The sequence below is a fragment of the Aeromicrobium sp. CF3.5 genome (genome assembly GCF_051262695.1).
Taxonomy (GTDB): domain Bacteria; phylum Actinomycetota; class Actinomycetes; order Propionibacteriales; family Nocardioidaceae; genus Aeromicrobium.
The window spans coordinates 552,014-578,610 of the sequence record NZ_JBIMEZ010000002.1 but is presented as its reverse complement, the minus strand read 5'-3'; the positions used below and the strand labels follow the sequence as shown (position 1 = coordinate 578,610).

At 68.5% G+C, this 26,597-nt stretch carries 21 protein-coding genes; 10 read left to right on the top strand and 11 right to left on the bottom strand.

The annotated features are described in order from the left end of the window. Positions 1-15: 15 nt before the first annotated feature. From cobN to ACHAA3_RS06435, 3 genes are read left to right on the top strand one after another with little or no spacing between them, the layout of a single operon-like run. Complete coding sequence (gene cobN, locus ACHAA3_RS06445; protein WP_435708123.1) at positions 16-3,699, top strand: cobaltochelatase subunit CobN; 3,684 nt, start codon at positions 16-18, stop codon at positions 3,697-3,699. Next, the gene (cobF, locus tag ACHAA3_RS06440) at positions 3,696-4,466 is read left to right on the top strand and encodes a precorrin-6A synthase (deacetylating) (RefSeq protein WP_435708122.1); all 771 of its coding nucleotides are present in this window, start codon (positions 3,696-3,698) and stop codon (positions 4,464-4,466) included. Before cobN ends, cobF begins: the two co-directional genes overlap by 4 nt. A 9-nt stretch (positions 4,467-4,475) precedes the next feature. Continuing rightward, positions 4,476-4,991 (top strand): MarR family winged helix-turn-helix transcriptional regulator, encoded by a 516-nt coding sequence (locus ACHAA3_RS06435; protein ID WP_435708121.1) that lies wholly within the window; start codon positions 4,476-4,478, stop codon positions 4,989-4,991. A 94-nt stretch (positions 4,992-5,085) separates the two neighbouring features. On the opposite strand, the gene mmsB is transcribed toward ACHAA3_RS06435, so the two are convergent. The 4 genes from mmsB to ACHAA3_RS06415 are packed head-to-tail and all read right to left on the bottom strand — an operon-like array spanning position 5,086 to position 9,679. Further along, on the bottom strand, positions 5,086-5,961 hold the full coding sequence (gene mmsB, locus ACHAA3_RS06430; protein ID WP_435708120.1) for a 3-hydroxyisobutyrate dehydrogenase: 876 nt from the start codon (positions 5,959-5,961) through the stop codon (positions 5,086-5,088). Continuing rightward, on the bottom strand, positions 5,958-7,031 hold the full coding sequence (locus tag ACHAA3_RS06425) for an enoyl-CoA hydratase/isomerase family protein (protein ID WP_435708119.1): 1,074 nt from the start codon (positions 7,029-7,031) through the stop codon (positions 5,958-5,960). The genes mmsB and ACHAA3_RS06425 overlap by 4 nt, the downstream gene beginning before the upstream one ends. Next, positions 7,028-8,176, bottom strand: coding sequence for an acyl-CoA dehydrogenase family protein (locus ACHAA3_RS06420; protein WP_435708118.1), 1,149 nt, complete (start codon positions 8,174-8,176; stop codon positions 7,028-7,030). The genes ACHAA3_RS06425 and ACHAA3_RS06420 overlap by 4 nt, the downstream gene beginning before the upstream one ends. Before the next feature lie 3 nt (positions 8,177-8,179). Then, positions 8,180-9,679 (bottom strand): CoA-acylating methylmalonate-semialdehyde dehydrogenase, encoded by a 1,500-nt coding sequence (locus ACHAA3_RS06415; protein WP_435708117.1) that lies wholly within the window; start codon positions 9,677-9,679, stop codon positions 8,180-8,182. Positions 9,680-9,799: 120 nt separating this feature from the next. On the opposite strand from ACHAA3_RS06415, the gene ACHAA3_RS06410 reads away from it, so the two are divergent. Beyond that, a complete protein-coding gene (locus ACHAA3_RS06410) occupies positions 9,800-10,582 on the top strand; it encodes a formate/nitrite transporter family protein (RefSeq protein WP_435708116.1) in 783 nt (260 codons plus the stop codon). 69 nt (positions 10,583-10,651) lie between these two features. Here ACHAA3_RS06410 and ligD read toward each other — a convergent pair whose 3' ends face one another. From ligD to ACHAA3_RS06380, 6 genes are all read right to left on the bottom strand, one after another. Continuing rightward, positions 10,652-11,584: a non-homologous end-joining DNA ligase gene (gene ligD, locus ACHAA3_RS06405; protein ID WP_435708115.1), complete on the bottom strand. Its 933-nt coding sequence runs from the start codon at positions 11,582-11,584 to the stop codon at positions 10,652-10,654. Positions 11,585-11,679: 95 nt separating this feature from the next. Beyond that, positions 11,680-12,504 (bottom strand): SCO6745 family protein, encoded by an 825-nt coding sequence (locus ACHAA3_RS06400; protein ID WP_435708114.1) that lies wholly within the window; start codon positions 12,502-12,504, stop codon positions 11,680-11,682. A gap of 41 nt (positions 12,505-12,545) precedes the next feature. Further along, entirely contained in the window at positions 12,546-13,382 is an 837-nt protein-coding gene (locus tag ACHAA3_RS06395) for an SCO6745 family protein (RefSeq protein WP_435708113.1), read from the bottom strand. A gap of 180 nt (positions 13,383-13,562) precedes the next feature. Next, positions 13,563-14,198, bottom strand: coding sequence for a DUF2461 domain-containing protein (locus ACHAA3_RS06390; protein WP_435708112.1), 636 nt, complete (start codon positions 14,196-14,198; stop codon positions 13,563-13,565). A 91-nt stretch (positions 14,199-14,289) separates the two neighbouring features. Continuing rightward, the gene (locus ACHAA3_RS06385; RefSeq protein ID WP_435708111.1) at positions 14,290-14,556 is read right to left on the bottom strand and encodes a hypothetical protein; all 267 of its coding nucleotides are present in this window, start codon (positions 14,554-14,556) and stop codon (positions 14,290-14,292) included. Positions 14,557-14,623: 67 nt separating this feature from the next. Then, positions 14,624-15,583 carry an NADPH:quinone oxidoreductase family protein gene (locus tag ACHAA3_RS06380; RefSeq protein WP_435708110.1) on the bottom strand — a complete coding sequence of 320 codons (960 nt, stop codon included), beginning with the start codon at positions 15,581-15,583 and terminating at the stop codon, positions 14,624-14,626. A gap of 126 nt (positions 15,584-15,709) precedes the next feature. On the opposite strand from ACHAA3_RS06380, the gene ACHAA3_RS06375 reads away from it, so the two are divergent. The 6 genes from ACHAA3_RS06375 (at position 15,710) to ACHAA3_RS06350 (ending at position 25,075) form a co-directional block, all read left to right on the top strand. Continuing rightward, positions 15,710-17,176 carry a pyridoxal phosphate-dependent decarboxylase family protein gene (locus ACHAA3_RS06375; protein WP_435708109.1) on the top strand — a complete coding sequence of 489 codons (1,467 nt, stop codon included), beginning with the start codon at positions 15,710-15,712 and terminating at the stop codon, positions 17,174-17,176. Then, a complete protein-coding gene (locus tag ACHAA3_RS06370; protein WP_435708108.1) occupies positions 17,176-18,489 on the top strand; it encodes a lysine N(6)-hydroxylase/L-ornithine N(5)-oxygenase family protein in 1,314 nt (437 codons plus the stop codon). The genes ACHAA3_RS06375 and ACHAA3_RS06370 overlap by 1 nt, the downstream gene beginning before the upstream one ends. Continuing rightward, positions 18,486-20,828: a GNAT family N-acetyltransferase gene (locus tag ACHAA3_RS06365; protein ID WP_435708107.1), complete on the top strand. Its 2,343-nt coding sequence runs from the start codon at positions 18,486-18,488 to the stop codon at positions 20,826-20,828. Before ACHAA3_RS06370 ends, ACHAA3_RS06365 begins: the two co-directional genes overlap by 4 nt. 113 nt (positions 20,829-20,941) lie before the next feature. Next, entirely contained in the window at positions 20,942-21,907 is a 966-nt protein-coding gene (locus ACHAA3_RS06360; RefSeq protein WP_435708226.1) for an alpha/beta hydrolase, read from the top strand. Between the two features lie 31 nt (positions 21,908-21,938). Further along, a complete protein-coding gene (locus ACHAA3_RS06355) occupies positions 21,939-24,476 on the top strand; it encodes a DEAD/DEAH box helicase (RefSeq protein ID WP_435708106.1) in 2,538 nt (845 codons plus the stop codon). Positions 24,477-24,493: 17 nt separating this feature from the next. Further along, complete coding sequence (locus ACHAA3_RS06350; protein ID WP_435708105.1) at positions 24,494-25,075, top strand: antibiotic biosynthesis monooxygenase; 582 nt, start codon at positions 24,494-24,496, stop codon at positions 25,073-25,075. A gap of 12 nt (positions 25,076-25,087) precedes the next feature. Here ACHAA3_RS06350 and ACHAA3_RS06345 read toward each other — a convergent pair whose 3' ends face one another. After that, entirely contained in the window at positions 25,088-26,569 is a 1,482-nt protein-coding gene (locus ACHAA3_RS06345; protein WP_435708104.1) for a flavin-containing monooxygenase, read from the bottom strand. Positions 26,570-26,597 lie beyond the last annotated feature (28 nt).

Genomic DNA, 26,597 nt, shown 5'->3' with positions numbered 1-26,597 from the left:
CCCCGAGGAGCAGCCATGACTCGTACCTCGACCGAAGCGTCGACCATTCGGATCGCCCTGTTGTCCACGTCGGACACCGACCTGTTGTCCGCTCGTGCGTCGGGAGCCGACTACATCTACGTCAACCCGGCCAAGCCCGGTGCCGACGGACCGTTGCACACCTCGATGGCCGACGCGATCGAGGCCGCCGACCTCGTGGTGGCCCGCATTCTCGGGTCACCGGGCGACCTCTGCTCGGGCTTCGAGCGCATCCGCGCCACCGGCAAGCCCATGGTCGTGCTGGGCGGTGAGCAGGCGCCGAGTGCCGAGCTGATGGAGCAGTCGACGGTGCCGATCGGCGTCTGCGCCGACGCCCACGTCTACCTCGCCGAGGGCGGCCCGTCCAACCTCGCCCAGCTGCACGCCTTCCTGTCCGACACCGTGCTGCTGACCGGTGAGGGATTCGACGCCCCCGAGGTCCTGCCCGATTGGGGAGTTTCAGACCGAGCTGACCACGTGGAGGCAGCCGGGGTCGAGTCGAAAGAACCTGGGTCACCTTCGTCCAAGACTCGCATTGGAGTGCTGTACTACCGCGCCCACGAGGCCAGCGGAAACTCCGGCTTCGCGCACGCGCTGGCCGCTGCCATCGACGACACCGGCGACGCCATCGGCATCCCCATCTTCAGCTCGTCGCTGCGCGCCTCGCCCGACGCACTGTTCGAGGAGATGGCCACCCTCGACGCGCTGATCGTCACGGTGCTGGCCGCCGGCGGCACCAAGCCCGGCACCGTCAGTGCCGGCGGGGATGACGAGGCGTGGGACGTCGCCCGTCTCAAGGCCCTCGACATCCCGATCCTGCAGGGCCTCAGCCTGACGTCCAGCCGTGAGGAGTGGGAAGCCTCCGACGACGGCGTGACCCCGCTCGACTCGGCCAACCAGATCGCCATCCCCGAGTTCGACGGTCGCATCATCACTGCCCCGTTCTCGTTCAAGGAGGTCGACGAGGACGGCCTGCCGCGCTACGTCGCCGACGCCGAGCGCTGCGCCCGCGTGGCCGGCATCGCCGCCGCCCACGCCCGTCTGCGCCACACACCGCCGGCCGACCGCAAGGTCGTGCTGATGCTGTCGGCCTACCCCACCAAGCACAGCCGGGTCGGCAACGCGGTCGGCCTCGACACCCCGGTCTCCACGATCCAGCTGATGCGCGCGATGCGCGAGGCGGGCTACGACCTCGGTGAGCCCGGGGCCATCCCCGGCCTCGACCTCGAGGACCTGACCGAGGCCGGCGACACGCTGATCCACGCCCTGATCGCCGCCGGTGGTCAGGACGAGGAGTGGCTGACGCAGGTACAGCTGACCGAGAGCCACGTGCGGATCGGCGCCGAGCAGTACCGCGGCTGGTTCGACGGCTTCCACCCCGACCTGCGCGAGGCCATGACCGAGGCCTGGGGACCCGCCCCCGGCCAGCTGTTCGTCAACGGTGCTGATTCGGACTCTGGGGGGGAGATCGTGCTGGCCACGATCCGTGCCGGCAACGTGATCCTGATGATCCAGCCGCCCCGCGGATTCGGCGAGAACCCGGTCGCGATCTATCACGATCCCGACATGGCGCCGTCGCATCACTACCTGGCCGCGTATCGCTGGGTGGAAGAGGAGTTCGGGGCGCACGCCGTGGTGCACCTGGGCAAGCACGGCTCGATGGAGTGGCTGCCGGGCAAGAACGCGGCGCTGTCCGCGTCGTGCGGCACCGACGCCGCGATCGGCAACATGCCACTCATCTATCCGTTCCTGGTCAACGATCCGGGCGAGGGCGCGCAGGCCAAGCGTCGTGCGCACGCCACGATCGTCGACCACCTGATCCCGCCGATGGCCCGGGCCGAGAGCTACGGCGACATCGCCAAGCTCGAGCAGCTGCTCGACGAGTACGCCAACATCGCGGCGATGGACCCGGCCAAGCTGCCGGCCATCCGCGGTCAGATCTGGACCCACATGCGCGCCGCGGAGATGCACCGCGACCTCGGCCTCGACGACATCCCCGACGACGAGGAGTTCGACGACTTCATCTTCAACGTCGACGGCTGGCTGTGCGAGATCAAGGACGCCCAGATCCGCGACGGCCTCCACGTGCTCGGCCAGGCGCCCCAGGGCGAGGCACGGGTCAACCTCGTGCTGTCGATCCTGCGGGCCAACCAGATCTGGGGTGGCGAGACGGGCGCCGTGCCCGGCCTGCGGGCGGCCCTCGGTCTCAAGGAGGGTGACGCAGCGCTCGGCGCGATCGACGAGATCGAGGCACAGGCCCACGCCCTCATCCAGTCGATGGAAAAACATCAATGGGAACCTTCGGTGGTCCGGACACTCCATGACGATCCGGGGGTGCAGCAGGTGCTGGAGTTCGCGGCCACGCAGGTCGTGCCGCGTCTGGCGCGGACCACCGACGAGCTCGACCACGTGCTGCACGCGCTCGACGGCGGCTTCATCCCCGCCGGACCGTCCGGATCGCCGCTGCGCGGCCTGGTCAACGTGCTGCCCACGGGTCGCAACTTCTACACCGTCGACCCCAAGGCCGTGCCGTCCCGGCTGGCCTGGGACACCGGTCGCGCCATGGCCGAGTCGCTCGTCGAGCGGCACCTGAGCGACACCGGCGAGTACCCGCGCTCGGTGGGCCTGTCGGTGTGGGGCACGTCGGCCATGCGCACGTCGGGCGACGACATCGCCGAGGTGCTGGCCCTCATCGGCTGCGAGCCCGAATGGGATCCAGCATCCCGGAGGGTCAACGGGATGCGAGTGGTCCCCCTGGAAGAACTTGGTCGACCTCGCATCGACGTCACGGTGCGGATCTCGGGCTTCTTCCGCGATGCGTTCCCGCACGTCATCTCGATCCTCGACGACGCGATCCGCCAGGTGGCCGAGCTCGACGAGCCCCACGACAAGAACTTCGTGCGGGCCCACGCGCAGGCCGATCTCGCCGAGCACGGCGACGAACGTCGTTCCACCACGCGGATCTACGGCTCCAAGCCCGGGTCGTACGGCGCGGGCATCCTGCAGGTCATCGAGGCCGGCAACTGGAAGAACGACGACGACCTCGCCGAGGTCTACACGGCGTGGGGCGGCTTCGCCTACGGTCGCGATCTCGACGGTGCTCCAGCGGCCGACGACATGCGCGCCAACTACCGGCGTATCGCGGTCGCGGCCAAGAACATCGACACCCGCGAGCACGACATCGCCGATTCGGACGACTACTTCCAGTACCACGGCGGCATGGTCGCCACGGTGCGCGCGCTGACCGGCTCGGAGCCCAAGGCGTACGTGGGCGACTCCACCTCGCCCGACGCGGTGCGCACCCGCACGTTGCAGGAGGAGACCAACCGAGTCTTCCGCGCCCGCGTGGTGAACCCGCGCTGGATCGGAGCCATGCAGCGGCACGGCTACAAGGGCGCCTTCGAGCTCGCGGCCACCGTCGACTACCTGTTCGGCTTCGACGCCACGACCGGTGTCGTGCACGACTGGATGTACGAGACGCTCGCCAACGAGTACGTGCTCGACGAGACCAACCAGGCGTTCATGAAGAAGTCGAATCCCTGGGCGCTGCGCGGCATCATCGAGCGTCTCAACGAGGCCGTCGACCGCGACCTGTGGGCCGAACCCGATCAGCAGGTGCTCGATGAGATGCGTCAGGTGTACCTGGACCTCGAGGGTGACCTGGAGGACCGGCACCAGTGAGTCCGGCGCGGCCGGTGCGCCGACTCACGGTCGTCGGCATCGGTGCGGGCGACCCCGACCAGATCACGGTCGAGGCCGCCGAGACCTTGCGTGCGGCGGACTTCGCCATCGTGGCGCAGAAGCGTGACGACGACCCGCTCGTGGCGGCACGTCAGGCGGTCATCGATCGCCACGCCCCGGGCCTGCAGGTCGTGGCGGTGCCTGATCCCGAGCGTGACCGCAGCGCTGCCGCCACATCGACCACGTCGGGTTATGCGGGCGTGGTCGTCGACTGGCACGATGCCCGCGCAGCGCTCTACGAGCAGGTGCTGCTGGATCGTCCCGATGGCGACGTCGTGTTCCTGGTCTGGGGCGATCCAGCCTTCTACGACTCGACGATCCGGGTGGTCGAGAAGGTGCTGGCGGCGGGCCGGGCGGACTTCGTGTGGGACGTCATCCCCGGCATCTCGGCCCTGCAGGTGCTGGCTGCGCGACACCGCATCGTGCTGCACGACGTCGGTCAGGCTCTGCTGGTCACCACCGGTCGCCGCCTCCGTGAGGCCGTCGACGGCGGTGCCGACAACGTGCTGGTCATGCTGAGTGCTCGGTTCGATCTCGACGGGCTCGAGGACTGGCACATCTGGTGGGGCGCCAATCTCGGCACCGCACACGAGTCGCTCGTGGCAGGACGGGTCGGTGACGTGCTGGGTGACGTCGAGCGCGCGCGGGCGGCCACCAAGGCGTCGGCCGGGTGGGTCATGGACGTCTACCTGCTCCGCGCGCCCTAGGCTTGCGAGATGAGCCAGCTGCCGTTCGACCCCATCGCGGAGGCGCGGCAGAACTGGCGCGAGCACGGGTGGCAGGACGCAGCCGACGGGATGGCAGCCATCACCTCGATCACGCGGGTCCACCAGCTGCTGATGGCGCGCATCGACGCGTCGCTCAAGCCGCACGGCGTCTCCTTCGCACGGTTCGAGATGCTGCGGCTGCTGGCGTTCGCGCACGGTGGACGGCTACCCATGAGCCGCGCGCGATCGGTCCTGCAGGTGCATCCGGCGAGTGTCACCAACGTCGTCGACCGGCTGGAGACCGACGGGTTGGTGCGCCGCGAGGCCCACCCCGACGACGGTCGCTCCGTGCTCCTGGTCATCACCCCCGCCGGAGTCGACCTGGTCGAGCGCGCGACGCTCGACCTCAACCGCGAGGTCTTCGTCGACCCGGGCCTGGCTCCCGAGGAGATCACCGAGGTCACCCGCATGTTCGCCGCCGTCCGCGAACGCGCCGGCGACTTCACCCCTCCCGCGAGCCTCTGATGGTTTACCAGGTTACGTAGGTTCCTTCTCACTGCTCAAGGCAAATTTGCCAACATGAGTGATGGGAAACCTACGTAACCTGGTAAACCGCGACCTACTCGGACGCGGCGCGGACGCGGTTGATGATGCCGGAGAAGTCCTGGGCGGCGCCGTCGCCGTCGGCGAACTCGCGGTAGATGGACTGGACCAGTCGGCCGACCTCGGTGTCGGTGCCGGTCAGCTCGGCGGCCTGCATTGCGAGACCCAGATCTTTGGCCATCAGCGGTGAGGCGAAGCCAGGCTTGAAGTCGCGGTTGGCCGGGCTGGTGGGCACCGGGCCGGGCACGGGGCAGTTGGTGGTCAAGGCCCAGCACTGGCCGGTCGCGTTGGACGTGACGTCGAAGATCGTCTGATCGGTCAGACCCAGCTTCTCGCCCAGCACGAACGCCTCGCTCACGCCGATCATCGAGATCGCGAGCATGAGGTTGTTGCAGACCTTGGCGGCCTGGCCAGCGCCGGAGTCGCCGCAGTGCACGACCTTGCCGGCCATCGGCTCGAGCGTCGTGGTGATCTCGGCGATGTCGGCCTCCGCAGCGCCGACCATGAACGCCAGCGTGCCGGCCTCGGCGCCGACCACCCCACCGGAGACGGGGGCATCGACCGGACGCAGGCCAGCGGCCACCGCGCGCTCAGCAGCGGTGCGGGCCTCGTCGACCGCGATCGTCGAGGAGTCGATGATCAGTGAGCCTGCGGCGACGTGCTCGAGGATCTCGTCGTAGACCGCGTGCACCAGCGCGCCGCTGGGCAGCATGGTGATGACGACGTCGGCGCCGTCGACGGCTGCGGCCGCTGACTCCGCCACGGGGACGCCGAGATCCAGCGCAGCCTGCGGTGCGAGGTCGAAGCCGGCGACGGTGTGCCCGGCAGCAACGAGGTTGGCGGCCATGGGCGCACCCATGTTGCCCAGTCCGATGAAGGCGATCGTGGTCATGCTGGCTCCCGTTCGTCGTGGTGCAGTCCGAGTTCAGCGTCGCCCAGGGAGGCGAAGCAGCCGTCGACCGCGGTGAGGTCGAGCGTCTCGATGGTGGGCGGATCCCACTGAGGGTTGCGATCCTTGTCGATCACCTGCGCGCGCACGCCCTCGACGAAGTCGGGTCGGGCCTGCAGGCGGATCGCGAGGCGCAGGTCCTGGTCGAAGGTCTGGCGCAGGTCGAGGTCGGCGGCGTTGCGCAGGGCGCGCAGGGCCACGGCGCACGACGTGGGGCAGTTGCGCCGCACCCGCTGTGCGGCCTTGGCCTGGGCGGTGTTGGCGAGGCCGGCGTCGAGACGGGTCACGATCTCGCCGAGGTCGTTCCCGGCGTAGGCGGTGTCGATCCAGGCGCGCTCGGCCAGCAACGAGGCCTCGGGGGCAGCCGAAGCCACCTGCGCGATCGCCGAGTCGACGTCGGCGATGCTCTGAGCCGACATCAGGGCCGAGGCGAGGTCGTCGATGCGATCGCTGGCGACGTAGTGATCGGCCATGCCGATCGCGAGTGTGTTGCCGGCGTCGACCGATCCGGCCGTCAGGGCCAGATGGGTGCCCAGCTCGCCGGGAGCCCTGGCCAGCAGCATCGCGCCACCGACGTCGGGGACGAAGCCGATGCCGACCTCGGGCATGCCGATCAAGGAACGCTCGGTGACGACCCGGTGCGAGGCGTGTGCCGAGATGCCGATGCCTCCACCCAGCACGATGCCGTCCATGACAGCGACCACGGGTTTGGGGAACTCCGCGATCGCGATGTCCAGCAGGTACTCGTCGCGCCAGAAGGCAGGTCCTTGCGTGCGATCGGCGCGTGCATCGTGGTACAGCGAGACGATGTCGCCGCCTGCGCACAGGCCGCGGTCGCCCGCACCGGTCAGCAGCACGGTCTGGATCGAGTCGTCGTCGCGCCACCTCTCGAGGGCCTCGGTCAGCAGGCCGACCATCTCGTGGGTCAGCGCGTTGATGGCCCGCGGACGGTTGAGCACGAGTCGGCCGAGGTGGCCCTCGGTCGAGACCAGAACCGGTGATTCGTCAGTCATGAAGATTTCCCTCCGGATGTCGTGCTGAAAGATCGCGCGATGATCAGCTGCATGATCTCGTTGGTGCCCTCGAGGATCTGGTGCACACGCAGGTCGCGCACGACCTTCTCGATGCCGTACTCGGACAGATAGCCGTACCCACCGTGCATCTGCAGGGCGGTGTTGGCCGCCTCGAAGCCGGCGTCGGTCACGAACTTCTTGGCCATCGCGCACAGGACGACGGCATCGTCATCGCCCGCGTCGACGGCGTCGGCGGCGCGATGCAGCAGGCACCGCCCCGCCTCGAGCTGGGTCTGGGCGTCGGCGAGCCGGAACTGCAGACCCTGTCGATCCAGCAGCGGTCCGCCGAACGCTTCGCGGGTGCGCAGGTGCTCGACCGCACGCTCGACCGCCCACTGGGCGCCGCCGAGCGAGCAGGCCGCGATGTTGAGGCGTCCGCCGTTGAGGGCGCTCATCGCGACGCGAAAACCGCCGCCCTCGCCGCCGAGCACCTGGTCGGCGCTGACGTGCAGGTCCTCGAGGATCACCTGACGGGTGGGCTGGGCGTTCCAGCCCATCTTGCGCTCGTTGGCGCCGAACGACAGGCCTTCGGCGTCGCTGGGCACGATGAACGCGGTGATGCCTTGGGGGCCAGCGTCGCCGGTGCGCGCCATGATCACGTAGACGTCGGAGGAGCCGGCGCCGGAGATGAACTGCTTGACGCCGCCCAGCACCCAGCCGTCGCCATCCGGCTTCGCGCTCGTGCTCAGGGCCGCAGCATCCGAACCAGCTCCGGGCTCGGTCAGGCAGTAGCTGCCGAGGTCCTGCATCGAGGTCATGGTCGGGAGCCAGCGCTGCCGCTGCTCGTCGGTCCCGTGGCGGTCGATCATGCCGCAGACCATGTTGTGGATCGAGACGTACGCCGCGATCGAGGTGTCACCGCGAGCAAGCTGCTCGAAGATGCGCACGCTCTCGGCGCGACCGAAGGCCGATCCACCGACGTCCTCGGCGATGCAGACCCCGCCCAGGCCCATCTCGCCCGCGCCGTGCAGGACGTCGATCGGGAAGTGCTTGGTCTCGTCCCACTCGACCGCATGCGGTTCGAGCTCCTTCTCGGCGAAGGTCCGCACGGCCTCGGTCAGGGCGTGACGTTCTGAGGTGTCCATGAATCAGTCCATCGTCGGGATGACGAAGCTTGCGCCCTCCTTGGCGCCCGACGGCCAGCGGGAGGTGACGGTCTTGGTCTTGGTGTAGAACCGGAACGCGTCGGGCCCGTGCTGGTTGAGGTCGCCGAATCCAGAACGCTTCCAGCCGCCGAACGTGTGGTACGCGATCGGCACGGGGATGGGGACGTTGACACCGACCATGCCGACCTCGACGCGGGCGGTGAAGTCACGGGCGGTGTCGCCGTCACGAGTGAAGATCGCGACGCCGTTGCCGTACTCGTGCTCGCTGGGCAGGCGCAGCGCCGCTTCGTAGTCCTCGGCGCGAGCGATCACCAGCACCGGGCCGAAGACCTCTTCCTGGTAGATGCGCATGTCGGTGGTGACGTGGTCGAACAGCGTCGGACCCGTGAAGAAGCCCTCCTCGTGACCCTCGAGCACGAAGTCGCGCCCGTCGACGACCAAGTCGGCGCCCTCGTCGACGCCGATGCCGATGTAGTCGATGACCCGTTGCTTGGCCTCGGCGGTCACCAGGGGGCCGTAGTCCGAGGTGGCCTCGAGGCTCGGGCCGACGGTCAGATCGGCAATGCGCTCGGTCAGCTTGGCGACGAGTGCATCGGCGGTCTCCTGGCCCACGGGCACGGCCACCGAAATCGCCATGCAGCGCTCGCCCGCTGAGCCGTAGCCGGCACCGATCAGGGCGTCGGCGACGTCGTCGAGGTCGGCGTCGGGCATCACGATCATGTGGTTCTTGGCTCCACCGAAGCACTGGGCGCGCTTGCCCTGGGCGGCTGCGGTCTCGTAGATGTACTGCGCGATGGGGGTGGATCCGACGAAGCCGACCGCCTTGACCCGATCGTCGGTCAGGAGCGCATCGACCGCCTCCTTGTCACCGTTGACGACGTTGAACACGCCTGGGGGCATGCCGGCCTCGAGGAACAGCTCGGCGAGGTGCAGGGGCACCGACGGATCGCGCTCGGACGGCTTGAGGATGAAGGCGTTGCCTGCTGCCAGGGCCGGTCCGGCCTTCCACAGGGGAATCATGGCCGGGAAGTTGAACGGCGTGATTCCGGCAACGACGCCGAGCGGCTGACGCATGGAGTACACGTCGATGCCAGTGCCGGCGCCGGTCGTGTACTCGCCCTTGAGCAGATGGGGCGCGCCGAGGGAGAACTCGACGACCTCGACGCCGCGCTGCACGTCGCCGCGGGCATCGGGCAGGGTCTTGCCGTGCTCGCGGGAGAGCTTCTCGGCGAGGACGTCCATGTCGCGCTCGACGAGGCGCAGGAACTTCATCAGCACGCGGGCCCGACGCTGCGGGTTCCACGTCGCCCACTCGCGCTGCGCCTGCTCGGCGTCATCGATCGCGGCGGTGACCTCGGCGGTGCTGGCGAGAGGAACGAGAGCCTGCACCCCACCGGTGTTGGGGTCGAAGACGTCGGCGAAACGTCCCGACGTGCCGCTGGTGTGCTGGCCGGCGATGAAGTGGCTGAGCTCGGTCGTCATGGTGGCTCCGTCTGCTGTGGGTGGATCAGAAAACTATTTGGACATCAAAATACATGACGACCGTCGTGGCATCCAGTCGGCTGTCGGTGCGAGGTCGAGAACCCGCCTAGCATCGCGAGCATGCAGACCAACCCTGATCGCCCTGAGCCGGAGGTCGAGGAGGCGTTCGACCGCCTGGTCAGCGAGGGCAACGAGCGCCTCGAACGACCCATCTCGGCCCTGCTGTCGACCGGACTGCTGGGTGGTGTCGACGTCGGTTTCGGCGTGCTGGCCTACCTGATCGTCAAGGAGAACACCGGTGACACGGTGCTCGCGGGCATGGCGTTCTCCATCGGCTTCGTGGCGCTGCTGCTGGCGCGCAGCGAGCTGTTCACCGAGAACTTCATGGTGCCGGTCGTCGCGGTCGTCGCGCGCAAGGGGACGATCGTCCAGCTCGGCCGGCTGTGGGGTGTCACCTTCGTGACCAACATTCTCGGTGGTGCGTTGATCATGTGGATCGTGGTCACGGCCCTGCCCGATCTGGACAGCACGGTGATCGAGGTCGGCACCCACTTCGCCGAGCTGGGAGTCAACGGCCGCAGCTTCGCGCTCGCTGTCCTCGCCGGTGCCGTCATCACGTTGATGACCCGCATGCAGCACTCCACCGAGAACCTCGGCGTGCAGCTCGTTCCGGCCCTCCTGTTCGGGTCGCTGCTGGCCGGCGGGGAGCTGTTTCACTGCGTGCTTGACGCGCTGTTCATGATGGGTGCGCTGTTCGCTGGGGCCGAGCTGTCGATCGCATCGATCGCCGGGGCGGTCGGCTGGTCGATGCTGGGCAATCTCGTGGGTGGGGTGGGCCTGGTGACCGGGCTTCGGCTGCTGCGGGTGCCGGAGCGTGTCGAGGAGGCTCGCGACGACGCCTGATCGGTTGTCCCAGACGGCAGGCCGACGATCTGCCGGCCGTGCTGGCCCCTGTGCGCGTCCTGGGTGAGGTCAGGCGTCTCCGTCGCGGCCGGCCCACTCCAGCAGCGGCGCGAGGTCGAAGCAGGTGTCGTCCAGGCCCGCGTGGAGATCGCCGAGCGCGGCGAAGCGCGGCGGGACGGTGGCGAGGGTGAAGTCGTGCGGATCGACGTCGGGCACCTCGTCCCAGGTGAGGGGTGTCGAGACCAGGCCATCGGCGGTGCCGCGCACCGAGTAGGCGGCGGCGATGGTGTGGTCGCGGGCGTTCTGGTTGTAGTCGATGAACACCTGGCTGGGATCGCGATCCTTGCGCCACCACGCGGTCGTGACGTCATCGGTGCGGCGTTCGACCTCGCGAGCGAACGCGAGCGCGGCTCGCCGGACGTCGGCGAACTCGTGATCAGGGGCGACGCGCACGTAGACGTGCAGTCCTGAGCCGCCCGACGTCTTGGGGAAGCCGATCGCCCCCAGCTCGTCGAGCACCTCGTGGGCCACGGCGGCGACCCGCTGGACGGTGGCGAAGTCGCAGTCGTCGCCCGGGTCGAGATCGATGCGCCACTCGTCGGGCTTCTCGACGTCGGCTCGACGGCTGTTCCACGGATGGAACTCGACGGTGGACATCTGCACCGCCCAGACCACGCTCGCCAGCTCGGTCACACAGACCTCGTCGACCATGCGGTCGTACTTCGGGAAGTGGATCGGCACCGTCTCGAGCCACGGCGGTGCGCCCGCGGGCACCTTCTTCTGGTGCACCTTGGACCCGTCGACACCCTTCGGGAAGCGGTGCAGCATGCACGGTCGCTCATGCAGTGCAGTGACGATGCCGGGCCCGACGGCCAGGTAGTACTCGACGAGGTCGAGCTTGGTCCACCCGTGCGCGGGGAAGTAGACCCGTTCGGGGCTGCTGACGCGCACGACCTTGTCGTCGACCTCGATCTCGACGGGCGTGCCGTGGTCGGTCGCCATGAGACGTCACCCCCAACTTTTGTAGCGGTAGGCAGGCAAACGGACCCCGGATACCTGCCTACCGCTACAGAAGTGGGGGGCGGGGACCATGTGTCTCAGCCGTGCGTCGGCTCTGCGCCGCTGGCCACGATGGCCTTGGAGATGGCCATCAGGTCGTCGGCGACCTCGGCGAGTGACTGCTGGGTGGAGCCGGGGATTCCGGCAAGGGTGGCGCGATCGGTGGCGTCCTCGATGGCGGCGCGGGCAGCGCCGCCAGCCTCGGTGATGGCGCCGTCGGCGTCGAGCCAGCCGCGCTCGCGCAGGCGGTCTCTACCGTCGGCCCACTCCTCGTCGGTCCAGCCGCGTATCGCCTGCTGGTGCGTGAACGTCAGGCCGGCCGCGACCATCAGCACATTGGCCTCGACGCCCCCGAGGCCCTCGGTGGCGAGCACGGCCAGGTGTGAGTCGCCGCGGTACTCGCGCAGCGCGGTCGCGCCGTGCCACAGGCGACCGAGGTCGTCATCGGGTACCGAAAGTCCGACGTTGCCGGCCGCGAGCGGTCGGGCCGCGAGGTCGAGTGTCGGCAACGCCTCGAGCAGGACCTGCGCGACGGGTGCGATGTCGACGCCCGAGGCCTCGACCCCGGGACGGATCACGTCGCGACCCTGGTCGAAGCGGGCAGCCATGATGGCGTCGCGGTCGGCGAGCTCCCAGGCGGCCGGGATCGCGCGATGCACCCGGCCGGGGGCGAATCCGTGGAAGGTGGCGATGACGACCTCGGGGCCGGGGCGACCCAGCGGGATCGCGCGCGAGGCGAAGTAGCCCATCCACTGTCCCTTGAGGCCGATCGCCTCGTAGCGCTCCTTGCCGCCGGACTCGAAGTACACGACGTGGTGGATGGTCTCGACGGACCGCCAGAAGGATCGACGCAGAACGCTCATGAGAACCAGTGTGGCATCACTGCAGGCCGCAGGGCCGCCACCTACGGCTGAGGCACAGCGGTCGGATTCGGGTACGGGATCGCCCCGGACGCCTCGATCGCGCGGGCGATCGTCACCAGCGTGGGCGTCGCGCTGATCGCGCGAGCCGTCGCCTCACGATCACCGATGCCGGAGTTGGCCACCCGGTGGGTGGTCTCCTCGATACGAGCGCGAGCCGACGTGCCATCCGGCGTGATCTGTCGCGACTCGTCGACCCAGCCGCGCATGTGCAGCTGCTCGTAGGCGTCGTCCCACGCCCGGTCGTCCCAGCCGCGGGCCTCCTGCTGGTCGGCCGGCACGAGTCCGGCTGCGACGGCGAGCGCGTTGGCTGTCGCGCCATCGATGCCGGAGGCGGTGAGCACCGCCACGTGGGCGTCGCCGTGATACTCGCGCAGCACCGTGGCGAAGTGCCACAGGCGACCGACCGGGTCGTCGGGCGCGGGCAGTGCGGCATGGGCCGCCGCGAGGGGGCGACCAGCGAGGGTCGCGCGCCGCACGATCTCGGTCAGGTGGCCGTTGACGGAGGTCAGGTCGAGGTCGTCGACAGCCGGGGTGAGTGCCGCGCGCGCACCATCGAGACGGGCAGCGAGGACGTCCTCCCGAGAGGCGAGGGCCCAGGCCTCGGGCAGGGCGCGGGCGACGCGATCGGGCGCGAATCCGTGGAACGTGGCCGTGACGAGCTCGGGACCCGGTGTGCCGAGAGCCGCCGCGCGCGAGGCGAAGTAGCTCATCCAGAAGCCTCTGAGGCCCAGATCGGTCAGGCGCTGGGTGACGTCGGAGTCGAAGTACACCGGTGAGTGCACCGCCTCGACCGCGCGCCAGAACTCCGGAGTCGACATGCGCTCACCGTAGCGAGCAGGCCGCTATCGGCTGCCGGGCGACTCGAGCAGCGACGGGATGAGCAGAATGAGCAGTGCCCCCGACACGGCCAGCCCCGCGAGGCTGATCACGAACATCTTCGCCTGGCCATCCATGCCTCCACTGAAGCACGCGGGGCTCGCGGTTCCCGCGTCCCCGGCTCACGACTGATGGGTGTGGACCGCGAGCCAGTCGAGGAGGGGTGTGCCGGCTCGCCAGTCGCCCCGAACCCGGTCGAGCAGTTCGGGGGTGTGGATGAACGGCTCGAAGCCGTACGAGCGGGTGAGGCTCAGCGACTTGTGCCGCAGCAGGTCGATGCGCGGGTGGTCGGCGTCGTAGCCGCGCGGCGACGTCTTGAGGCGCTCGCCCCCGCGCTCCCAGCCGGCGGACTCCAGGTCGCTGACCAGGTGCTCGAGCTCGGGACCGTGTCGGTCGTGCACGATCGCATCGCGGAAGGCCGCCAGTCGACCGGGCTCTGCGTGGTAGAAACCGACCCCGACGCTCACGCCGGGTGCGCCGACCTGCACGTAGTACCCGAGCGCCGGGCCGGTGGCCACGAGCGCGCCCTGGTGCGTCTTGAGCGGCGTCTTGTCCTTGCTGAACCGCACGTCGCGGTAAGGCCGGTAGATCTTCGCCTCGCCGAACTCGTCGGCGAGCGCCGCGGTGAGCGCGGTCATGGGAGCCTTGACCGCCGTGGCGTGCACCTCGCGGTGCTCCTCCCAGAACGCCTTGGTGTTGTCGACCTCGAGATCGTCGTAGAAGTCGAGAGCGGCCTCGGGAAAGCCTTCGAAAGTCACAGCCTGAGACTACGGGCGCGGGAGTGATGTCGTCGCATGTCAGGCGGCCGAACAAGGATGCGGTGCTCGGTCGCGTGGGTTCGCTCCCACGTCATGTGACGTCCTCGTCCTCGATCTCGGCGGCCAGGGCGAAGAGCCTGCCCACGGCTGTTGCTGCCTGTTCCTCGCTCGCCAGGTCGAGCAGGAGTGGTGGCTCATCACCCAGCGTGATGCTCAGTCGAACACCGCCCTCTCGGGGTGAGAGATGAAACTGGACGGTTGTGTGTCCGGCGGGTGGGGGAATGGGTCGCCGATCGTTCGAGAAGACGATGCCTGGTGCGGCAGCTCCTACGGCCCGCTGGAAGGTCGATTGACTCATAATGCTCCTCGGAGGTCAGTGGAGCACCGATGCAATCAGCCCCCTCTGACATGCCTCCGAAGCTGGACTACGGAACCAGCAGGACCTTGCCGGTCGCGCGCCGCTGGTCCAGCGTCAGCAACGCTTCTGCGGCCTGGTCGAGACCGAAGGTCGGACCCACGACCGGAGCGAGGGCTCCGCTGGCCAGGTGTGGCTCCATCGCCGCCCACTCGGTGGCGATGTGACCGGGCTTGCTGAGCACGTACGCGCCCCAGCCGACCCCGACGACCGACACGTTGTTGAGCAGCAGGCGGTTGACCTTGACGGTGGGGATGTCGCCGGCGGTGAAGCCGATGACCAGCAGGCGGCCGTCCTCGGCCAGGCAGCGTAGTGAGTCGGTGAAACGGTCGCCGCCGACGGGGTCCACGACGAGGTCGACTTTGCCGTTCGCCGTCACGCCGTCCTTGAAGCCTTCGGCGAGCACGTACTCGTCCGCACCGGCATCGAGGGCGATCCGGCCCTTCTCGTCCGAGGAGGTGACGGCGACGACCCGGCCGGCGCCGAAGGCCTTGGCCACCTGGATGGATGCAGTGCCGATGCCGCCCGCCGCGCCGTGCACCAGCACGGACTCACCCGGCTGCAGGTGTCCGCGCTCGACCAGTGCGAAGTAGGCGGTGCCGTAGTTGAAGATGATCGATGCGCCCTGCTCGTAGGAGACGGCGTCGGGCAGAGCGAACGTGGTGTCCAGTGGCGCGACGGCCTGCTCGGCGAACCCACCCAGCAGGCACAGGGCGGCCACGCGGTCGCCGGGTGCGAACCCCGACCCGTCGGGTGCGCTGATGACCTCTCCGGCGATCTCGGCACCGGGGGTGAACGGCAGGTCCGGCTTCATCTGGTACTCCCCGCGGCTCTGCAGCACCTCGGGGAATGCGACGCCTGCGGCCTTGACGGCAATGAGCACCTGGTTGTCCGAGGGCGTGGGCTCGCTGACGTCGAGGAGCTCGACTGCTTCGGGACCGTCGAGGGACGTGATCTGGATGGCCTTCATGAGCAGGACCCTACCGCAGGCCTAAGCGCTTGCTTAGTGCGTCTGTGACCCATCTCTCTGTGAGTTGCATCGTCCACTCCAGCGCATAAGGTAAGGCTGTCCTAAGTCATCGGGGAAGGATTCATCATGCACGAGCACCTGTTCAGCGCGGCCACCGCGGACCGCTATCGCGACCACATGGCACGCGGCGTCTCGGCGATCGCCAATCATCTGCCCACGATCGCGGGTCCGTGGACGGCTCCGGCGGTCAGCGAGGTCGTCGCGCGGGTCGACGAGGTCGACCTCGATCATCCGGTCGGCGATCTCGACGCGGCCCTGGACGAAGTGGGCCGGCTGTACCTCGATGACGCGGTGTGGTTCCACGAGCCGCGCTACCTGGCCCATCTGAACTGTCCGGTGGTCATCCCTGCGCTCGTCGCCGAGGTGCTGGTCTCCTCGGTGAACTCCTCGCTTGACACCTGGGACCAGAGTGCGGGCGGTACGCAGATCGAGCGGCGGCTGATCGACTGGACCGCCGGTCGTCTCGGATTCGGGGCCGGCGCCGACGGTGTCTTCACCAGTGGCGGCACCCAGTCGAATCTGCAGGCCCTGCTGGTGGCGCGTGGTCGGGCGTGCGTGTCAGGAGGTGCCGATCCCGGCGAACCCCTGGCCTCCACCGTCTCCAGGATGCGGATCTTCGCCTCCACGGACAGCCACTTCAGCGTGCAGAAGTCGGCCAACATCCTCGGGCTCGGCACGGACGCGGTCGTGACCGTCGCCACTGACGGCCGGCGCCGCATGAACGTCGGGGCGCTCGACCTCGCCCTGCACGAGGCCCGTCTCGAGGGACTCCTCCCGATGGCAGTGGTCGCCACGGCAGGCACCACGGACTTCGGCAGCATCGATCCGCTCGAGGCGATCGCCGGGGTCTGCGCAGACCACGCGGTGTGGATGCATGTCGATGCCGCCTATGGGGGCGGACTGATCGTGTCCAGCCGACGTCACCTGCTGGCCGGTGTCGACCGCGCCGACTCGGTGACCATCGACTTCCACAAAACGTTCTTCCAGCCGGTCAGCTCCAGCGCCGTCCTCTTCAGCGATGGCGAGTCTCTCGGCCACGTGACGTATCACGCCGACTATCTCAATCCGCGATCCTCGGCTCATCCCAACCAGGTCGACAAGAGCCTGCAGACCACGCGCCGGTTCGACGCACTCAAGCTGTGGGTGACGCTGCGGACGATGGGGCCCGAGACGATCGGCGCCTACGTCGACGCGGTGATCGACCTGGCTCGCCTGGGGTACGACCTGATGGTGCGCGACCCCGACCTGGAGGTCGTCACCGAACCCACCCTGAGCACCCTGGTCTTCCGGTTCCGGCCGGACGGGGTGAGTGAGGACGTGGCCGACGAGATCAATCCCGCCATCAGGCGCATCGTGGCCGGCAGCGGTTCGGCCGTGATCGCCGGCACCAAGGTCGGCGGACGCAGCTGGCTGAAGCTCACGATGCTCAATCCTGCGACGACGACCGACGACCTGGCGGCCGTGCTCGATCTCGTCGGGCTCATCGGGCGCGAGGCGCTCGAGGAGATCCCCGCGACCGAGCAGGTGCGCTGATGAAGATCCACGACTTCGCCGCCATCGGCCTGGGGCCGTTCAACCTGGGTCTGGCCTGCCTGACCGAGGACGTCGACGACCTCGACGGAGTGTTTCTCGAGAGCCAGGCGGACTTCAGCTGGCACCCCGGCATGATGCTTCCCGACGCCACGCTCCAGGTGCCGTTCATGGCCGACCTGGTGACCATGGCCGATCCGGCCTCGCGCTTCTCCTTCCTGACTCACCTCAAGGAGACCGGACGGTTGTACTCGTTCTACATCCGCGAGAACTTCTACCCGTTGCGCGCCGAGTACGACGCCTACTGCCGGTGGGCGGCCTCGAGGGTGAGCGGCGTGAAGTTCGGGCGCCACGTCGAGCGGATCGAGCACGATGAGCACACCTATGTGATCACTGCGAGCGGGCCGTCTGGCGTCAGTGAGACGTATCGGGCCCGCCGTCTGGTGCTCGGCACCGGTACCCAGCCGTTCGTTCCGTCGGTGCTGGACGGCGTCGGCGGACCGCTGGTGCACACCGCCGACTACCTGCCTGCCAAGGCCGCGCTGCAGACGAAGGAGTCGATCACGATCATCGGCAGTGGTCAGAGCGCTGCAGAGGTCTATCTCGACCTGCTCGAGGAGATCGACACCTTCGGCTACCGGCTGAACTGGGTGACGCGCTCGCCGCGGTTCTTCCCGATGGAGTACACCAAGCTGACGTTGGAGATGACGTCACCGGAGTACGTGCGGCACTTCCACGCTCTTCCGTCGGCGCAGCGCGACCGTCTGCTGCGTGAGCAGCGGTCTCTCTACAAGGGGATCAGCGGGGACCTGATCGACGCCATCTACGACGCGCTGTACCGCAAGCAGGTGGCCGGCCCGGTGCCGACGCGGCTGCTCACCTGCACCGAGCTGGTCGGAGGACGGTGGGGGCTCGGCGGGCAGTACACGCTCGACCTGCGCCACACCGAGCTCGATGAGTCGATGCCCCTGAGCACGGAGGGGCTCGTGCTGGCGACGGGCTACCGCGCCGACGTGCCTGCCTTCCTGGCACCTCTGGCCGACCGGATCCGCTGGGACGACCGGGGGCGCTATGACGTCGCCTCGTCGTACACGATCGATCACGAGAACTGCGAGATCTTCGTGCAGAACGCCGAGGAGCACACCCACGGCCTGGCCGCGCCGGACCTGGGGATGGGGGCGCACCGCAACTCGATCATCATCAACCAGCTGGCGGGCCGCGAGGTGTATCCGGTCGAGCAGCGCATCGCGTTCCAGGAGTTCGGCATCCCGAGCGATCTCGCCCGTGCACTCACCACGACGGAGGTGCGGTCATGACATCCCCAGCCCCGTTCTCTCGCAACTCCACGATGGGGCGGATCACCATCGAGCCGATCGACATCGATCGAGATGGTGCGGTGCTGCACGCCTGGATCACCCACCCCCGCTCGGTGTTCTGGGGCATGCAGGACGCCGACGTCGACGAGGTCCGACGGGCCTATGCCGACATCGGGGCCGATCCCCACCACGAGGCCCATCTGGGACGCGTCGACGGGGAGGCGGCGTTCCTCGTCGAGACCTACGAGCCGGAGCACAGCGAGCTGGCCGGTGCCTACGCGTGGTGTCCGGGCGACATCGGCATGCACGTGCTGGTGGCCCCGACCGACCACCCGCGGTCCGGTTTCACGTCGGTGGTCTTCCGTGCCGTCATGGAGCTGTGCCTGGAGGACCCCGAGCGTCACCGCGTCGTGGTCGAGCCCGATGTGCGCAATGCGCGCATCTCGGCGCTGAACGAGTCGGCGGGCTTCCGCGTGGTCGGCCGCGCGCAGCTGAGCGACAAGGTCGCCGCCGTCAGCCTGTGCACCCGCGCCGGCTTCGCGGCCAGTCGGCTGGGGCGAAGCGAGCGCGACGGCCCGGAGACGGTGCGACATCTCGCGCCCGATCCGATGCTGCGCGCGCATCGCTTTCTGGTGGCCAAGGCGATCGGTGAGTTCGCCCACGAGCGCCTGCTGCGACCGGAGCCGGTGGGCGCCGACCACGAGATCACGTCACCGGACGGTCGGGTCACGTACCGCTTCCACGCTCACCGGCACGAGCTCGAGCACTGGGTCGTCGAGCCGTGGTCGATCGCGCGCGAGGTCGGCGGACGGGAGGTCGAGGTCGACGCGCTCGACTTCATCGTCGAGCACGCGGAGCCCCTCGGCATCCCCGACGACCTGCTCCCCACCTATCTGGAGGAGATCAGCAGCACCCTCGCCGGATCGGCCTGGAAGCACACCCACCACTCGGCGACCGTCGCCGACCTCGTGCGTGCCGACTTCCAGACCATCGAGGCCGCGATGACCGAAGGTCACCCGGCGTTCGTGGCCAACAACGGCCGCATCGGCTTCTCGGTCACCGACCACGTGACGTACGCGCCAGAAGCGGGTGCATCGTTTCATGTGGTGTGGGTCGCGGCGCGCCGTGCGCTGAGTCATCTGGCCGTTGGCGCGGGACTCGACGAGGCGGCCCTCTACGCCGGCGAGATCGACGCCGCCACGCGACAGCGCTTCGACCGCACCTTGGCATCGATGACGCTCGACCCGGCGGACTATCTGCTGATCCCGGTGCACCCGTGGCAGTGGGAGCACAAGATCGCCATCACCTTCGCGGCCGATCTCGGCCGCCGCGACCTGGTGTACCTCGGACGCAGTGATGACCGGTACCAGCCGCAGCAGTCGATCCGCACCTTCTTCAACCTCGACCATCCTGATCGGCACTACGTCAAGACGTCGCTGTCGATCCAGAACATGGGCTTCATGCGCGGCCTCTCACCGGTCTACATGGAGGCGACGCCGGCGATCAACGACTGGGTGGCCGACCTGATCGACGCCGATCCCGAGCTGACGTCGTCAGGATTCGAGGTGCTGCGCGAACGCGCCGCGGTCGGCTACACCGGTGACGCGTACCACCGGATCGGCCGATCCTCGCCGTACACCAAGATGCTGGCTGCACTGTGGCGCGAGAGTCCGCTGCCACGGCTGGAGGGCGGCGAGCACCTCGCCACCATGGCGTCGCTGCTGCATCGCGACCAGCACGGTGCCTCGTTGACCGGTGGGTACATCGCTGACTCCGGGCTCGATCCCGACGACTGGGTCCGGCGGTACCTGCGGTCCTACCTGCGCCCGATCGTGCACTGCCTGTACCGCCATGAGCTCGTCTTCATGCCGCACGGCGAGAACCTGATCATGGTGCTCGACGGTGGCGTGCCGGTGCGGATGCTGATGAAGGACATCGGGGAGGAGGTCGCCGTGATCGGCGACCGGTCGCTGCCCGAGGAGATCGAGCGGGTGCGGGCCAGCGTTCCGGCGCACACCGCGTCGCTGCCCGTCCTGACCGACGTCGTCGACGGATTCCTGCGGTTCCTCGCCGCGATCCTGGCCGAGGATGGCGTGCTCGGGTCCGGCGACTTCTGGCGAGCGGTCGCGGACACGATCACCGAGTACCAGGTCGACCATCCGGACCTGGCCGAGGCCTTCGAGCGCATCGACCTGTTCGCGCCGACCTTCGCCCACTCCTGCCTGAACCGCCTGCAGCTGCGCAACACACGGACGATGGTGGACCTGGCCGACCAGTCCGAGTCGCTGATGTTCGCCGGCACGCTGAGCAATCCCCTGACCCGGTGGGCACGACGGTGACGCGCTGACCGGGTGGTGTGATCCCATGTGCCCATGGGTCGGCCACGTCAGCGCGTGACGCACGCGGCGACTGGCCAGGTGCTGGCCACATCTCGGTGGCAGGTCCAGGCGTGATGGCGAAGCGGATCTCGGCCAAGGCGAGACGTGCCAACGAGTCGGCCGCTCGGTGGACCCTGGTGCTGGCCATCTGCTGGCTCGCCGCGGCCGTCCTGCTCGCGGTGCTCAGTCGGTTGGTGCTGCTGGCTCTTCACCCTGCGCACGCCATCGCGCTCGGGGTGGTCGCTCTGGTGGGAGTGTTGCTGCTGGTGCGGTACGCGCGGATCAAGCGGCGCACCGCCGGGCCGCGCCACGGCCAGAAGGTGCGCGTGCTCGGTCGATCACTGGCCGTGGTCGCGACGTTGGTGGTCGTCTGCGCGTTGGTCTATCTCAGGCCGTTCGGTGCTGCCCCCGAGGCCGTCGACGCGATGGCGGGCACGCCAGCGGTGCAGGTCGACGACTCGACGACCCAGATCGTCCTCACGCCCACCGAGCGTGAACCCGAACGCGGGCTGGTCTTCCAGCCCGGCGCCCGCGTCGATCCGCGGGCCTACGTGCCGATGCTGACGCAGGTCAGTCGCACGGGTGTCCTGGTCGCGATCATCAAGCAGCCGCTCGAGATCGGGTTCACCGCGATCGGCGCCCCGGCGGACATCATGGATGCGCACCCCGACGTGACGTCGTGGGCCGTGGGCGGGCACAGCCTCGGCGGGGTGGCAGCATCGTCCTACGCTGGCGACCACCTCGACCAGATCGACGGTCTCGTGCTCTGGGCGTCGTACCCGCTGGACTCGCTGGCCGACACCTCGCTCGCCGTCACGTCCATCTCGGGAACCCAGGACGGGCTCGCCACGCCCGACGACATCGAGAAGAGTCGCCCTGATCTGCCCGAATCGACCGTCTACGTCGCGATCGACGGAGGTGTGCACCGCTACTTCGGCGACTACGGCGTGCAGGCCGGTGACGGTGCGCCCACCACCAGTCGCATGGACGTGCAGGGGCAGATCGTGACCGCGACGATAGCCCTGCTGCAGTCGATGTGAACGGTGTCGGACCGACGCGAGACACTGAGGTGTGAGACTCGTCGATCTGCTGCCCCCCGAAGGTGCCGATGTCGATGAGGACACCGTCTACGAGGCCATCGCCACGTGGGTCGAGGACCGCGGTCTGACGCTCTACCCTGCCCAGGACGAGGCGATCCTCGAGTGCGTCGCCGGCTCCAACGTCGTGCTGGCCACGCCGACCGGATCGGGCAAGAGCCTGGTGGCGACCGCAGCGATGGCCGCGGCGCTGGCGCGCGGTGAGTGCACCATCTACACCGCGCCGATCAAGGCGCTGGTCAGCGAGAAGTTCTTCGACCTCTGCGAGATCTTCGGCGCCGACAACGTCGGCATGGTCACCGGCGACGCCGCGGTCAACGCTGACGCGCCGATCATCGCGGCCACGGCCGAGATCCTCGCCAATCTGTCGTTGCGCGAGGGCGATGCGGCCGACGTCGGCCTCGTGATCATGGACGAGTTCCACTACTACGCCGATCCCCAGCGTGGGTGGGCGTGGCAGGTGCCGTTGATCGAGCTGCCGCACGCCCAGTTCCTGCTGATGTCGGCCACGCTCGGTGACACCTCTCGGCTCGTCGCCGATCTCGAGCGGCGCACCGGGCGCGACACCACGGTGGTCAGCACCACCGAGCGACCCGTTCCGCTGGTCAACGAGTACGTCTCCACGCCGGTGCACGAGACCCTCGAGGAGCTGATCGAGACCGGCCAGACGCCCGTCTACGTCGTGCACTTCACCCAGGCGTCGGCCCTCGAGCGCGCTCAGGCCCTGACCAGCATCAAGATCGCCACCCGCGCCGAGCGCGACATCATCGCCGACCACATCGGTGACTTCCGGTTCTCCTCGGCGTTCGGCAAGACGCTGTCGCGCCTGGTCCGAGCCGGTGTCGGCGTGCACCACGCCGGCATGCTGCCGCGATACCGCCGTCTGGTCGAGCAGCTGGCCCAGCAGGGTCTGCTCAAGGTCGTGTGCGGCACCGACACCCTCGGCGTCGGCATCAACGTGCCCATCCGCACCGTCTTGTTCAGCGGGCTGTCCAAGTACGACGGCGTCCGGCAGCGTCAGCTGCAGGTGCGCGAGTTCCAGCAGATCGCGGGGAGGGCCGGACGCGCCGGATTCGACACCATCGGTCACGTGGTCGTCGAGGCGCCGGAGCACGAGATCGAGAACGCGCGCCTGGTGCGCAAGGCAGGCGACGACCCCAAGAAGATCAAGAAGATCCAGCGCAAGAAGCCGCCCGAGGGATATGTGTCGTGGGGTCAGGGCACCTTCGACAAGCTCTCCACCGGCACACCCGAGGCGCTGGTCTCGCGCATGCGCGTCAGTCACGCCATGGTGCTCGACGTCCTGCAGCGGTCCGGGGACGCGCGGGCCGCTCTGACCCGACTGATCCGCGAGAGCGGCGAGACCGAGGAGAGCCAGGACCGCCTGCTCGCCGAGGTCGACGCCATCATCGAGGCCCTGCTGGCCGGCGAGGTCGTCGAGGCCGTCGATCCACCGGGCCCCGACGGCCGCACACTGCGTCTGACGGTCGACCTGCAGGCCAACTTCGCCCTCAACCAACCGTTGTCCCCCTTCGCGGTCGCCGCCTTCGACCTGCTCGATCTCGACTCCGAGACCTACGCGCTCGACCTCGTCTCGATCGTGGAGGCCACCCTCGACGACCCGCGCCCCATCATCCGCGCGCAGCAGCACCGCGCCCGTGGCGAGGCGATCGGCGAGATGAAGGCCGAGGGCATCGAGTACGAGGAGCGCATGGAGCTGCTCGAGGAGGTCGAGCATCCACAGCCGCTGCGCGACATGCTCGAGGCCGCGTACGAGACCTATCGCGGCGGTCATCCCTGGGTCGCCGATCACGAGCTGCGACCCAAGTCGGTGGTGCGCGAGATGTGGGAGCGCGCCATGACGTTCAGCGAGGTGATCTCGGAGTACCAGCTGGCGCGGTCCGAAGGCATGGTGCTGCGCTACCTGTCCGACGTCTACAAGACCTTGCTGCGAACCGTGCCGCAGGACGCCCGCAACGAAGAGCTCGAGGACATCACCGAGTGGCTCGGGGAGCTGGTCCGGCAAACCGATTCCAGCCTGCTCGATGAGTGGGAGAAGCTGATCACACCCGGCACCGACCCGGCCGAGGTGCGCGCGAAAGCCGAGTCCGGTGCGCCGCCGCGACCTCTCACCGGCAACCCGCGCGCCTTTCGAGTGCTGGTGCGCAATGCGATGTTCCGCCGGGTCGAGCTGGCCGCCTTCGGGCGCTGGTCGGCGTTGGGCGATCTGGACGGGGACGACGGATGGGATGCCCAGGCGTGGATGGACGCGATGGCGGTCTACCGCGAGGAGTACCCAGCGTCTGATCGCGAGGTGCTCGGGTCGGGTCCGAGCGCCCGTGGCCCGTCGTTGTTCATGGTCACCGAGGGTCCTGAGACGTGGTCGGTGCGTCAGGTCTTCGAGGATCCCGAGGGCGACCGCGACTGGGGCATCAGCGCCTCGGTCGACCTCGCTGCCAGCGACGAGGTGGGCGAGGCAGTCGTGACGGTGCTGTCGGTCGGCCCGCTGTGACGCACGGCGATCAAGCCATGGCCGGTCCCATCACCGTCGCCATCGAGCGCCGGGTCGACCCCGAGATGCGGCGCTATGCACTGAGCTGGGTCCGTCAGGGCATCGACCTGGCCACGACGTACGCAGGGTTTCTGGGTTCAGGCTGGGTGCAGGTCGAGCCCGGGAGTCGCACGTGGCACATGCTCTATCGCTTCGACACCGCGGCGAACCTGCATGCCTGGGAGTCCAGTGACGAGCGACGTCTGTGGGTCGATGCGGGAGCAGACTTCGCTCGCGAGGCGAACATCGAGCGGCGCACGGGGATCGAGGGCTGGTTCGGCTCAGCGAGCGGTGAGGCGATCGACGGCGACCGCGTGGAGGTGCGAGCGGCCGAACCGGTCCCTCCTCGGTGGAAGCAGGCGGTCGTGGTGTGGCTGGGCTTCTTCCCGGTCAACGTCGTGGTGACGGTGCTGCTCGGCCTCGTGCCGGGCTATGGCGACCTCCAGCTGGTGCTGCGTCTGCTGGTCACGAGTCTGCTGCTCACGCCGGTCATGGTCGCCTACGTCCTGCCTACCGTCACCGCGATGTTTCGTCCGTGGTTGGTGCGCGGCCTCGAGTGAGGCACGTGGGGACTACGCGACCTTCTGTCGGGCCTTCGCGGTCCAGGTGAAGTCGGGGACGTTGACCTTGCGGGTCTCCCACCAGTACTGGAACGTGAACTTGGGCCAGATGGTGCGGTTCTTGCCGTGGCTGTCCAGATACCAGCTGGTGCAGCCGCCCTGGGTCCAGATGCCCTTCTCGACGAGGCGCTGGATCTCGGTGTTGAAGTCGGTCTGGGCCTGGAGCGTGGGCTCGGCCGAGACCGCGCCGCGAGCGTCCATCTCCTCGATCAGCTTGATGATGAACTTGGTCTGCTGCTCAATCATGAACACCACCGAGTTGTGACCCAGTGCGGTGTTGGGACCGAGCATGAAGGCCAGGTTGGGGAACTGGTTGATCATCATGCCCATGTAGGTCTCTGTGCCGTGCTCGCGGAACTGTTCGGCGAGACCGAGGCCGTCGCGCCCCCGGATGTCGAGGTAGTCGAACGCGTCGATGACGTGGAAACCGGTACCGTAGATGATCACATCGGCCTCGACCTTCTCGCCGTTCTTGTCGATCACGCCATCGCTGACGATCTCAGAGACGCCCTCGGTGGTCAGCGTGACGTCGTCGCGCATGAACGTGGGGTAGTAGGTGTTGGACTGCAGCACCCGCTTGCACCCCAGGCGGTAGTCGGGGGTCAGCTTGGCGCGCAGGTCTGCGTCGGGCACCTGCTTGGCCAGCTGGTGCTTGACCACCTTCTCGGCGAGCGGCAGCACGTTGAGGTGGCCGTTGAAGGCGATGGCGCGCGCCTCGAGGGTCCAGTACAACGCGTTGCGGTACGCGCGCTGTGCGACCGGGACCTTCTCGAACAGGTTCGTGCGCCACTGCGGGGCGGGCTTGTCGTTCTTGGGCAGGACCCACGGGGGTGTGCGCTGGAACAAGGTCAGATGTCCGGTCCGCTCGGCGATGATCGGCACGAACTGGATGGCGCTGGCGCCGGTGCCGATCACGACGACCTTCTTGCCGGTCAGGTCGACCGAGTGGTCCCACCGCGAGGAGTGGAACACCGGTCCGGCGAAGCTGTCGGCGCCGTCGATCTCGGGAACGTTGGGGATGTGCAGGCCACCCACGCCGGCCACGACCACGCGAGCCTCGTAGGTCTCGCCGCCGACGGTCTCGATCGTCCACCGCTGGCGGTCGTCGTCCCAGCTCGCGCCGGTGACCTCGACCCCGAAGCTGATGTACGGACGGATTCCCTGCTCGTCGGCCACCTCGCGCATGTACGACCAGATCTCCTCCTGGCCCGAGAAGCTCTTGGACCAGTCGGTCTTCAGCTCGTAGGAGAAGGAGTACATGTGGCTGGGGATGTCGCACTCGCACCCGGGATACGTGTTGTCGCGCCACGTGCCGCCGACGTCGGAGGCCTTCTCCAGGATGACGAAGTCCTCGCGTCCGGAGTCGCGCAGCTTCATGGCCATGCCCATGCCGGCGAAGCCGGTGCCGATGATGATGATGTCCTTGGTGATCACGTTCAGATACTATCGGTATCCGAAGGGG

Bases quoted from the DNA above. Each gene is read 5' to 3' on its own strand.
- cobN (WP_435708123.1), top strand. From the start codon at position 16: ATGACTCGTACCTCGACCGAAGCGTCGACCATTCGGATCGCCCTGTTG.
- ACHAA3_RS06435 (WP_435708121.1), top strand. From the start codon at position 4,476: ATGAGCCAGCTGCCGTTCGACCCCATCGCGGAGGCGCGGCAGAACTGG.
- mmsB (WP_435708120.1), bottom strand. From the start codon at position 5,961: ATGACCACGATCGCCTTCATCGGACTGGGCAACATGGGTGCGCCCATG.
- ACHAA3_RS06425 (WP_435708119.1), bottom strand. From the start codon at position 7,031: ATGACTGACGAATCACCGGTTCTGGTCTCGACCGAGGGCCACCTCGGC.
- ACHAA3_RS06420 (WP_435708118.1), bottom strand. From the start codon at position 8,176: ATGGACACCTCAGAACGTCACGCCCTGACCGAGGCCGTGCGGACCTTC.
- ACHAA3_RS06415 (WP_435708117.1), bottom strand. From the start codon at position 9,679: ATGACGACCGAGCTCAGCCACTTCATCGCCGGCCAGCACACCAGCGGC.
- ACHAA3_RS06410 (WP_435708116.1), top strand. From the start codon at position 9,800: ATGCAGACCAACCCTGATCGCCCTGAGCCGGAGGTCGAGGAGGCGTTC.
- ligD (WP_435708115.1), bottom strand. From the start codon at position 11,584: ATGGCGACCGACCACGGCACGCCCGTCGAGATCGAGGTCGACGACAAG.
- ACHAA3_RS06400 (WP_435708114.1), bottom strand. From the start codon at position 12,504: ATGAGCGTTCTGCGTCGATCCTTCTGGCGGTCCGTCGAGACCATCCAC.
- ACHAA3_RS06395 (WP_435708113.1), bottom strand. From the start codon at position 13,382: ATGTCGACTCCGGAGTTCTGGCGCGCGGTCGAGGCGGTGCACTCACCG.
- ACHAA3_RS06385 (WP_435708111.1), bottom strand. From the start codon at position 14,556: ATGAGTCAATCGACCTTCCAGCGGGCCGTAGGAGCTGCCGCACCAGGC.
- ACHAA3_RS06380 (WP_435708110.1), bottom strand. From the start codon at position 15,583: ATGAAGGCCATCCAGATCACGTCCCTCGACGGTCCCGAAGCAGTCGAG.
- ACHAA3_RS06375 (WP_435708109.1), top strand. From the start codon at position 15,710: ATGCACGAGCACCTGTTCAGCGCGGCCACCGCGGACCGCTATCGCGAC.
- ACHAA3_RS06370 (WP_435708108.1), top strand. From the start codon at position 17,176: ATGAAGATCCACGACTTCGCCGCCATCGGCCTGGGGCCGTTCAACCTG.
- ACHAA3_RS06365 (WP_435708107.1), top strand. From the start codon at position 18,486: ATGACATCCCCAGCCCCGTTCTCTCGCAACTCCACGATGGGGCGGATC.
- ACHAA3_RS06360 (WP_435708226.1), top strand. From the start codon at position 20,942: ATGGCGAAGCGGATCTCGGCCAAGGCGAGACGTGCCAACGAGTCGGCC.
- ACHAA3_RS06350 (WP_435708105.1), top strand. From the start codon at position 24,494: ATGGCCGGTCCCATCACCGTCGCCATCGAGCGCCGGGTCGACCCCGAG.